9 protein-coding genes and 1 pseudogene are annotated in these 9,901 nt (G+C 68.5%); 4 read left to right on the top strand and 6 right to left on the bottom strand.

Translation table 11 applies throughout. From position 1 onward, the window contains the following. The first annotated feature begins 141 nt into the window (after positions 1-141). Complete coding sequence (locus UK23_RS18525) at positions 142-894, top strand: heparin lyase I family protein (protein WP_045312806.1); 753 nt, start codon at positions 142-144, stop codon at positions 892-894. On the opposite strand, the gene UK23_RS18520 is transcribed toward UK23_RS18525, so the two are convergent. Next, positions 873-1,316 (bottom strand): DUF3291 domain-containing protein, encoded by a 444-nt coding sequence (locus UK23_RS18520; protein ID WP_045312817.1) that lies wholly within the window; start codon positions 1,314-1,316, stop codon positions 873-875. The two genes, UK23_RS18525 and UK23_RS18520, sit on opposite strands and share 22 nt — an antisense overlap. 74 nt (positions 1,317-1,390) lie before the next feature. On the opposite strand from UK23_RS18520, the pseudogene UK23_RS18515 reads away from it, so the two are divergent. Together UK23_RS18515 and UK23_RS48745 are read left to right on the top strand one after the other, a co-directional pair. After that, positions 1,391-3,201: pseudogene (locus tag UK23_RS18515) on the top strand (S9 family peptidase). A gap of 39 nt (positions 3,202-3,240) precedes the next feature. Further along, on the top strand, positions 3,241-4,746 hold the full coding sequence (locus tag UK23_RS48745) for a trypsin-like serine peptidase (protein WP_156213211.1): 1,506 nt from the start codon (positions 3,241-3,243) through the stop codon (positions 4,744-4,746). Positions 4,747-4,797: 51 nt separating this feature from the next. On the opposite strand, the gene UK23_RS18505 is transcribed toward UK23_RS48745, so the two are convergent. The 3 genes from UK23_RS18505 to UK23_RS18495 all read right to left on the bottom strand — a co-directional run bounded on the left by UK23_RS18505 (position 4,798) and on the right by UK23_RS18495 (position 6,369). Continuing rightward, complete coding sequence (locus UK23_RS18505; protein WP_045312805.1) at positions 4,798-5,274, bottom strand: Dps family protein; 477 nt, start codon at positions 5,272-5,274, stop codon at positions 4,798-4,800. A gap of 16 nt (positions 5,275-5,290) precedes the next feature. Further along, complete coding sequence (locus UK23_RS18500; protein ID WP_045312804.1) at positions 5,291-5,713, bottom strand: organic hydroperoxide resistance protein; 423 nt, start codon at positions 5,711-5,713, stop codon at positions 5,291-5,293. Between the two features lie 80 nt (positions 5,714-5,793). Next, on the bottom strand, positions 5,794-6,369 hold the full coding sequence (locus UK23_RS18495; RefSeq protein ID WP_045312803.1) for an NADPH-dependent FMN reductase: 576 nt from the start codon (positions 6,367-6,369) through the stop codon (positions 5,794-5,796). A 65-nt stretch (positions 6,370-6,434) separates the two neighbouring features. Between UK23_RS18495 and UK23_RS18490 the strand changes: the two genes are divergently transcribed. Further along, positions 6,435-7,487, top strand: a complete 1,053-nt coding sequence (locus tag UK23_RS18490) for an alpha/beta hydrolase (RefSeq protein ID WP_045312802.1) — start codon at positions 6,435-6,437, stop codon at positions 7,485-7,487. On the opposite strand, the gene UK23_RS18485 is transcribed toward UK23_RS18490, so the two are convergent. Together UK23_RS18485 and UK23_RS18480 are read right to left on the bottom strand one after the other, a co-directional pair. Further along, positions 7,463-8,638 (bottom strand): MFS transporter, encoded by a 1,176-nt coding sequence (locus UK23_RS18485; RefSeq protein WP_045312801.1) that lies wholly within the window; start codon positions 8,636-8,638, stop codon positions 7,463-7,465. The two genes, UK23_RS18490 and UK23_RS18485, sit on opposite strands and share 25 nt — an antisense overlap. Before the next feature lie 10 nt (positions 8,639-8,648). Next, a complete protein-coding gene (locus tag UK23_RS18480) occupies positions 8,649-9,833 on the bottom strand; it encodes an MFS transporter (protein ID WP_045312800.1) in 1,185 nt (394 codons plus the stop codon). Positions 9,834-9,901: the final 68 nt, after the last annotated feature.

The raw sequence follows: 9,901 nt of genomic DNA, 5'->3' as shown, positions 1-9,901 counted from the left end.
GCAACGTTCCGGGCCACGCCACTAGATATTCCGGAGGCCGCGGAAACCTGGTGCGATCAATTGATCGCCGCTACCGTGCGAATCACGCCGCAGACATCCGATCTATGCCTTCGCCGCGGGCGTTGCACAGAAGGAGATCTGATGCGCGCACATTGGGCGCTGACCGCAACGATCATTGCCGTTTTGTTCACTCCGGCGCAGGCACAGGCCGCGAACGTGCTGTGGGAAGCCGATCCCGCGAAGGGGCCGGCCGCCGTTTTCGACGGGCTGGAGCAGGATCCGGGCAGCATCACCACCGCCAACGACCCGAAGTACGGGGCCTCGATCAAGTACGAGACGTGGGACTGGAACAACGGCAAGGAGCGCTGCGAGAGCCGGGGCATGCGCAAGAACAGTTCGCCGTACCGGATCGGGAGTGCCGACGTCGGCAAGGTCTTCTACTTCGGCTGGCGGGCGAAGTGGGACGTCAACCCCAACGGCGGCCACTGGATCTCGGTCTACCAGCTGCACATCTCGGGGGCGAGCGGGTCGCAGCCGAAGTCCGGGCCGTTCGTGCTGCGGACGCTCGGCGACGGCAAGCTGCACTTCCAGCTCACCGCGCCGAGCGGCGGCACTAAGCACATCTGGACCGTGCCGTTCCCGACCGGGCAGTGGAACGACTGGGTCATCGGCTTCAAGCTCAGCCGCGGCAACGACGGCTGGGTCGAGCTCTACCGCAACGGCGTGCAGCAGACGTTCGACAACGGGCAGAAGCGGTACGCGGGCGCGACGCTGTGGGGCACGCACGTCAACACCAAGTGGGGTGTCTACCGGTCGGGCCCCAACAGCGGGCGCGCCACGGCCTGGCTCAACAGCGCCAAGCTCGGCACCAGCTACGCGGACGTCGCGCCGTAGCTGTCCTTGAGCGTGAACACGTGCGACGACGGGCCGTGCGCGCGCAGGTGCAGCAACCGTTCCTCGGCTTCCGCGACTGAAGGCCGGTGACCCTCGGGTACCCACCACAGCGCCGTCATCGCCTCGGCCGGGTGCTGGAACCACTTGCGCCGGCCGCGCAGCACGGACCGGTGGGCATCGCCGTAGACGTAGTCCAGCAACGTCTCCGGCGACTCCCACACGGACATGTTCACGATCAGCCAGTCGTCTTCGAAGATCCGGATCGCGGTCGCGTCGCCCGCTTCGCTCTGCAGCCGCCAGCGGAAGCCGGGTGCGGCGTCCGCGACCGCGTTCACGTCGTCGAGGGCGTCGACGAACTCCTTGAGCTGCGGGCTGTCGAGCGGTGCCAGCAGCCGTGAGATGTTGACCTGGGCGAGTTCCATCAACGGCTCGCCCACTGTGGTGGTTGTGTCATTCCCAATCCCCCTAGAACCACCGGTGACTCTAGTGTTGGGGAGTGACAACGCACCCTGCTCCGAACGTTCCGGACCAGCTTTTCGACGATCCGGCCGCCGAGACCCGGTGGCGCGAGCGGTTCACCGCTCCCCGGATGAGCCTGCCCGGCTGGCCGACGACGCACCGGACCGCACGCTGTACGTCTCCAACGCGAGCGGCGTCTGGGAGATCTACGCCTGGGACCGCGCGACGGACGAGCACCGCAAGGTCACGGACCGCCCGAACGGCACGTCGCACGGCACGCTGAACCCGGACGGCACCGAGATCTGGTGGTTCGACGACCACGACGGCGACGAGTTCGGCGTCTGGGTGCGCGAGCCGTTCACCGCGGACGGCAGCAAGGCCGAGCCCGCGCTCCCGGATGTCCACGCCGGCTACCCCGCCGGGCTCGAGCTCGGCCGGAACGTCGTCGCGGTGGCCGCGTCGACCGATGACGGCACCACGGTGTGGCTGTCCCGCAACGGGACCTCCGAGGTGATCTACCAGCACGTCAACGACGCCGGCGTGACCGCGCTGTCGAAGGACGAGTCGCTGGTCGTGATCGCGCACTCCGAGCACGGCGACAACCGGCACATGGCCCTGCGCGCGCTCAACGCCGCCGATGGTGCTGTGGTCGCGGAGAAGTGGGACGGCAAGGGCCTCGGGCTGGACGCCATCTCGTTCAGCCCGGTGCGCGGCGACCAGCGGCTGCTGGTGCTGCACGAGCGCCGCGGCCGTGAGGAGCTGCTGGTCTGGGACGTCGCCACCGACACCGAGCAGGAGATCGTCCTCGACCTGCCGGGTGAGGTCTCCGCCGACTGGTACCCGGACGCGTCCGGGTTGCTGATCGTGCACACCCACCACGCACGCAACACCGTGCACCGCTACGACCTCGCGATCGGTGAACTGTCCACTCTGGACACCGCGCCGGGCGTGATCGGCTCGGCGGGCGTGCGCCCGGACGGCACCGTCGAGTACTCGTGGTCGTCCGCCGAGAGGTCCACGGTTATCCGCGCGCTGGCGACCGACGGCACCGAGCGCGTGCTGGTCGAGCCGCAGGGTGCCAAGCCCGCGACGTCGTCGAAGCTCGAGGACGTGTTCGTCGGCGAGGTGCACGCGCTGGTCTCGAAGCCCGCCGGCGAGGGACCGTTCCCGACCGTGTTCATGATCCACGGCGGCCCGCACTCCTCCGACGAGGACCGCTTCTCCGCCTACCGCGCGGTGTGGCTGGACGCCGGGTTCGCCACCGTGCACGTGAACTACCGCGGCTCCAGCGGCTACGGCTCGAAGTGGCGCGATGCCATCGAGGGCAGGCCGGGCCTGACCGAGCTGGAGGACATCGCCGCCGTGCACGACTGGGCGGTCGAGTCCGGGCTCACCGATCCGTCGAAGTCGGTGCTCAGCGGTGCGAGCTGGGGCGGCTACCTGACGTTGCTCGGCATCGGGGTGCAGCCGGAACGCTGGACCGTCGGGGTCGCGGGCGTCCCGGTGGCGGACTACTTCGCCGCGTACGAGGACGAGATGGAGCCGCTGCGGGCGTTCGACCGGGCGCTGTTCGGCGGCTCGCCGGAGGAGCTGCCGGAGCTGTATCGCGAGTGCTCGCCGCTCACCTACGTCGACCAGGTCACCGCGCCGGTGCTCGTGCTCGCCGGTGAGAACGACCCGCGCTGCCCGATCCGGCAGATCGACAACTACCTCGACGCGCTCGCGGCTCGCGGCCACGCCTACGAGATGTACCGCTACGACGCGGGCCACGGCTCGCTGGTCGTCGCCGAGACGATGCGGCAGACGGCGGCCGAAGTGGACTTCGCCAGGCGGCATCTCGCGCAATAGTCAGGGAAATGTCACCAGCGCGACCATAGAGTCCGCCCCATGAGGAAAGCTCACTGGGGAGCGGCTCTCGCGCTGGTGGCACTCTTGCTACCGGTGCACGCCGCAGAAGCCGCAACACCGCAAAGCAAGGTCACCGCACCGAGGGCCGAGGTCGGGTCGCTGTCCGGCACCAGCGACCCCAACGACCACGGCTGCACCGGCAGCGTCATCAACAGCCCGCGTGGCAACGTGATCGTGACGGCCGCGCACTGCGTCTACGGCAGGCGCAACATCTTCTTCACGCCCGGCTACCACGACGGACAGGCGCCGTACGGGACCTGGCAGGCGGCAGCCGTCTACGTCGACGACGGTTGGAAGACCAACCAGGACATCAACGGCGCCGGTTCGCCGTACGACTTCGCGTTCGTCGTGCTGCAGCCGCGCAACGGCAAGAACATCGCCGAGGTGACCGGATCGCTCAACCTGCACGTCGACGCGACGCTGCCCGCCGACATGACGGTCTACGGCTACCCGTCCGCCAAGGACCAGCCGTACCTGTGCGACAGCACCGCCTCGCGTGACGGCCAGTACTGGGAAACGTTGCAGTGCCTCGGCATCCCCAACGGGTTCAGCGGCGGCCCGTGGGTGCTGCGCGGCACGAAGGAAGTGATCGGCGTCATCGGCGGCAAGGGCCAGGACCTGCCGCCCACCGACCCGCGCAACTACAGCGTGCGGTTCGACAGCCGCGTCAAGGCGGTGTACGACAAGGCGGTCGCGGCCCCGGTGCCGCCGGGCAACGGCAACCTCGGCTACCCGCTCGGCGACGGATCGACGTGGAAGCACGCGCAGCTGATCACGTCCGGGCGGTTCACCGGCAGCACGCAGCTCGACATGATCGTGCGGTGGAGCGACGGCGAGGTGACGCTCTACCAGGGCGGTTCGAGCACCGACCCGCAGAAGCCGTTCGCCGGTGAGACCAAGCTCGCGGCGCCGCAGAGCATCTGGACGCACGCCAAGGGCATCGCGACCGTCAACAACGGCCTCGTGGTCACGTGGGACGACGGTGAGGTCACCTACTACGGATCCGTCGACAAGAACGGCTTCCACAACGAGGTCCAGCTCGCCGCGCCCAACCCCCTGTGGAAGGACCACGCCTCCTACATCGCCGGGCTCGGCGGCGACCTCGTAGTGGTGTGGAACGACGGCGAAACCACCCTGTACCAAGGCATCGCGAGCAACAAGCTCGGTTCCGAACGCCAGCTCGCCGCGCCCAAGAGCATCTGGACGCACGCCCAGACGATCTCCGGCGGCAACTGGACCGGCTCCGGCACACCTGACCTGCTCGTCCGCTGGAGCGACGGCGAGTTCACCATCTACGGCGACGTCGCGACCAGCAACCTGAGCCAGGAACGCCAGGTCCAGGCCCCGAACGACCTGTGGACCCACGCCACGGTCACGGCCGGGCGCGGCAACGGCGTTGTCGTGCGGTGGAGTGACGGCGAGCTCAGCTACTACCCGGACGTCGACGGGCAGCTGCACCGCGAAATCCAGCTCGTCGCGCCGTAGAACAGACGAGGCCCGCTCCACCGTGGAGCGGGCCATCCGTCAGCTGATGAACTAGGCCGCTTGCGCCTGCCACATCCAGTGCGCCTGCTCCAGCTCCTGCGTGATGCCGATCAGCAGGTCCTGGGTGACGAGGTCGGGCTTGTCGGTCTCGTCGATGCGGGCACGCATGCGGGTGATCAGCGACGCCAGGGAACCGGTGATCGAGGCAACGACCTGGTCCTCCTTCAGCCAGCCGGACGCGATCTCGGGCACGCCGGACGACTCGGCGATGGTCTTCGCCGTGCCGTTCGGCGTGACGCCGAGGGCGGCGGCACGTTCGGCGACCTGGTCTGCGGCATTGCGTGCCAGCACGACCAGTTCGTCGAGCTGCAGGTGGACGCTGCGGAAGTTCTTGCCGATCACGTTCCAGTGCGCCTGCTTCCCGATCAGGGACAGGTCGACCAGGTCGACGAGAGTCGCCTGCAGAACGGAACCGACCGCGTCGCGGTCAGCGTCGGACAGCGGGCTGGTGATCGGGTTCTTGGCCATGGTTTAACGCGCCTCCTCAGACGGTGACGGTGAGCGCCACCTCGATGTTGCCGCGCGTCGCGTTCGAGTACGGGCAGACCTGGTGGGCCTGCTCGACGAGCTTCTCCGCGACCGCCTGTTCGAAACCGGGGATCGTCACCGCGAGCTCGACGGCCAGCTGGAAGCCGCCGGCACCGTTCGGGCCGATTCCCACCTTGGCGGTTACCTCAGAAGAAGGGAGCTGAATCTTGCCGGCGCGCGCGACTGCCGCGAGGGCGGAGTTGAAGCACGCCGCGTAGCCGGCCGCGAAGAGCTGCTCGGGGTTGGTCGCGTCGCCGCCGGGGCCGCCCATCTCCTTCGGCACCGACAGCACCTCGTCGATCACGCCGTCGGAGGAGCGCACCTCGCCGTTGCGGCCCTCGCCGTATGCAGTCGCCTCGGCCGTGTACAGCGTGTCCATTCCGCTCTCCCTTGAGTCAGTGGTTTTTGTTACCCACTGGTACCAACGGATCGCGCACGACTTATCTGCCCGATCGTGACTCAGTTCACGTCGAGATGAGACCTGTGCCGCAGAGCGAACTCGACCACCTGGCGGCCGATCACGCGGAGGTTCCGGTCCACGTCGGCGTCCGAGCAGGCACCGTCGCCGTCGAACTTGACCTGCGCGGAGTTGATCGCGGCGCCCAACGGCGTCGGCCAGCCGCGCAGCGCGTGGACGATCGAACGGACCGCGGACAAGGTGTTCACCGCGGCCTGCCAGCCGTATGCGGCGGTGATGGTGCCGACCGCGCGGCCGTCCAAATAAGGCCGCTCGTCGTGACGGAGGTCCTCGATGTAGTCGAGGGCGTTCTTGACCAGACCGGACACGGTGCCGTGGTAGCCGGGCGACACGAGGATCACGCCGTCCGCCTTGCGCAGGTCCTCGACCATGCGAAGCGCGACGTCGGTCCGTTCCGGCACGGACGGGTCGTAGAACGGGAGCACCAGCTCAGGGCCGCTGTACTGGATCGTCTCCGCACCGAGTTCGCGAGCACCCTCCAGAGCCACCCGCAGCGCCCGTTCGGACTGCGAGTCGGACCTGATCGAGCCCCCGATGCCCACCACCGTCACCGTCATGACGTCGATCCTTCCACCTCCAGATACCTGGAGATCTAGCACTACTCGCTAGTAACGTGAGACACATGTCGAACTTCCAGGCGGCCGTGCTGGCCGGTGCTCTGCGCTTCGCGTTCGGTCTTCCCGGGCCTGTGCGCCGCCTCATCGCCGGTACTCCGATCCGCCTGGACGGCCAGGACCTGCATCCGGAAGCCCAGCTGTTGCTGAGGCTCCAGCAGCTGTCTGGCACGGACTGGCGGACGAAGTCAGCCTCCGAGAGTCGCCTCGACCTGGAGTTGAGCTCCAAGCTCGTAGCCGGTCCGAAGATCACCGGCGTCGGCGCCAGAGAGCTCACGATCGGCGAGTTCGCCGGGCGCCTCTACACGCCGGACGGGCTCGCGACCGGCTCACCGTTGTTGATCTTCTACCACGGTGGCGGCTGGGTGACCGGCAGTCTGGAGAGCCACGACCAGCTGTGCCGGTTCCTCGCCAAGGAGTCCGGCGTGCGGGTGCTCGCCGCCGACTACCGGCTCGCGCCAGAGGCCCCGTTCCCCGCCGCGGCCGACGACGCCGCCGAGGTGCTGCGCTACGCCGTCGCGAAGGCCGAGGACCTGGGCATCGACGCGAAACGGATCGCGCTCGGTGGTGACAGCGCCGGTGGCAACCTGGCCGCGGTCACCGCGCACGCGGCCGAGATCGACCTGGCGTTCCTGCTGCTCTTCTACCCCGGCGTCGACGCTTCGGTGCGCCGCCGGTCGCGGGAGATCTTCGGCAACGGGTTCTTCCTGACCGACGAGAAGATGGACTGGTTCCTCGACAAGTACAGCGAGGGCGGCAAGGACCGGCACGACCCGCGGCTGTCGATCATGCTGGCCGACGACCTCTCGAACCTGCCCCCGACCTACATCGCGACCGCGGGCTACGACCCGTTGCGCGACGAGGGCGAGGCCTTCGCGGAACGCCTGGCCGCCGAGGGTGTGCCGGTCGTGCTGCGCAGGCACGAGGGCCTGTTCCACGGCTTCGCGAACGTGCTCGGCGTCGGCGGGATCTTCCGCGAGGCCGTGTCCGAAGCCGTCGGTGCGCTCCGGACCGGCCTCGCGCTCGCGAACTCGGCTCAGGACGTGGCCGAGACCGCCTGACGCTGCCTGCTGAGAACCCAGCCCAGCCCGGCGATCACCAGTCCGGCCAGGCCGGCGACGACGAAGCCGAGCGGGGGTCCGCTGTGGTCCACGGCGACCCCCGCGAGCGGCTGACCTGCCGCCACGCCGAACGTGAACGCCGAGCCCTGCAGACCCAGCGCCAGGCCACGAGCTGACGCGGGCGCGTACTTGCTGATCAGCTCGGTCGAGGCCGCGATGGTCGGCGCGCACGCGAAGTTCATCGGGATCAACGCGATCGCGAGCAGCGCCACGTTGCCGTCACCCAGTCCGACCGGGATCTCCAGCAACGCCATGACGGCCAGCAGCACGACCCCGCTCGGCACCCGTTTCAGGCTGCCGTAGACGAGTCCGCCGAGCGCCGACGCCGCGCACATCACCACGAAGATCAGGCCCAGCCAGCTCTGCTCGCCCACCCGTTCCAGCGACGCGATCGAGGCGATCTCCATGCCCGACAACGTCATGGTCGCGCCGAACGGGATGATCAGCGCCGTGATCACCGGGCCGCGCAGCCATTCGAAGAGCTTCGGCTGCGGACCGTCGACCACCTCGTCCTCGTGCACCAGCACCGGGTTCACCACGAACAGCACCGCGCTGGCCACGAGGATCGCCACACCGATCGCGACGAGAGCCGTGCCGGTGGAGAACCGAGTCGCGATCAGCACCCCGGCAGCGGGTCCGACCATGAACGACAGCTCGACCGAGATCGAGTCCAGCGAGAACGCGGGCCGTCGTTGGGCTTCCGGCACCAGCGCGGTCAGCGCCTGCCTGCCGATCGACATCATCGGCACCGCGACCAGGCCGTTGGCGAACGCGAGCACCAAGAGCAGGTAGTAGTCCATCAACGGCGCCGTCACCCAGAACACGCCTTCGAGCAGGCTCAGCGCGAGCGTGATCCGCAGACCCTTGCTGTCGACCAGCTTGCCCATCAACGGAGACCCGAGGCCCAAGCCGATCATGGTCGCGAAGCCGACCGTGCCGGCCGCCGCGTAGCCCTTGTCGAGCGTGGTGACCACGTGGAGGGTCACCGTGACGCCTGCCGCCGTCGGAGGAATCCTCGCGAACAACATCAGCAGCATCAGGGGACGGACCCCCGGCAGCGCCAGGACGTTCCGGAACGGGGCGAGGTTCACCGTGCCATCGTCACCCGACTGGCAATGGATTTACCTGTTGACCTTGCCGGGCGAGCACCCACGCGACGCCCGCGACGAGCAACCCGGCCACGCCGACGACGGCGAACCCGAGCGGAGCACCACCGTTGTCGATCGCCACACCCGCGAGTGGTGAGCCGATCGCGCCGCCGATGGTGAACGCCGATCCCTGCAGCCCCATCGCGAGCCCTCGTGCGGCGGGCGGCGCGAGCCTGCTGATCTGCTCACCGCACGCGGCGATCAGCGGCGCACACACCAGGTTCATCGGGATGAGCAGCACGCACAGCCAGAGAACGCTGCCATCGCCCAGTCCCACCGGGATCTCGCACACCGCCATCACCACGAGCAGCACCAGAACGCTCGGTACGCGCTTCACGCCGCCGTACACGAGGCCGCCCACGATCGACGCGGCACACATCGCGAAGAACACCATGCCGAGCCAGCTCGCCTTGCCGATGTGCTCCAGCGACGCGATCGCCGACACCTCCATGCCCGCGAGGCAGACCACCTCGCCGACGCACACGACCAGCACCGCCACGATCCGGCCGCGCAGCCATTCGAAGACCTTCGGCTTCGGCCCGTCGACGACCTCGTCCTCGTGCACCATCGGCGGGTTCGCCCAGTACAGCAGCACGCCCGAGACCAGGATCGAGACGCCGATGAACATCAACGCCGCGCTGGTGGAGACCTTCGTCGCGACCGCCACGCCGAGCGCGGGCCCACCCATGAAAGACAGCTCGACCGAGATCGAGTCGATCGACAGGGCGACGCGCCTCCGGCTCTCCGGCACCAGCGCGGTGATCATCTGCCGGCCGATCGACATCATCGGCACGCCGAGCAGGCCGACGGCGAACGAGCTGATCAGCAACGTCCAGTAGCTCATCAGGGGCGCGGTCAGCCAGAAGGCGGCACTCGCCGTGACGCTGACGGCGAGCATCAACCGCAGTCCCCGGCTGTCGATCAGCTTGCCCATCAGCGGTGCGCCGAGGCCCATGCCGACCGTGCCCGCCGCCCCCACCAGGCCCGCGGCGCCGTAGCCCTGGTCCAGCGTGACCGCGACGTGCAGCGTCAGGATCACGCCGGTCGCCGCGGGTGGCATCCTCGCGAAGAACATCAACAGCGTCAGCGGGCGAACCCTGGGCAGCATGAGGACGTGTTTGAAGGGGGCGAGGTCCACCCCGTCATCCTCACTCGCCTGGCAAAATGTTTAACCCTTCGTTTTCTTGATGTGTTCAAAATCGCAGG

It is taken from the genome of Lentzea aerocolonigenes, assembly GCF_000955955.1.
Classification (GTDB): domain Bacteria; phylum Actinomycetota; class Actinomycetes; order Mycobacteriales; family Pseudonocardiaceae; genus Lentzea; species Lentzea aerocolonigenes_A.
This window is presented reverse-complemented; position numbering and strand designations above follow the sequence as displayed.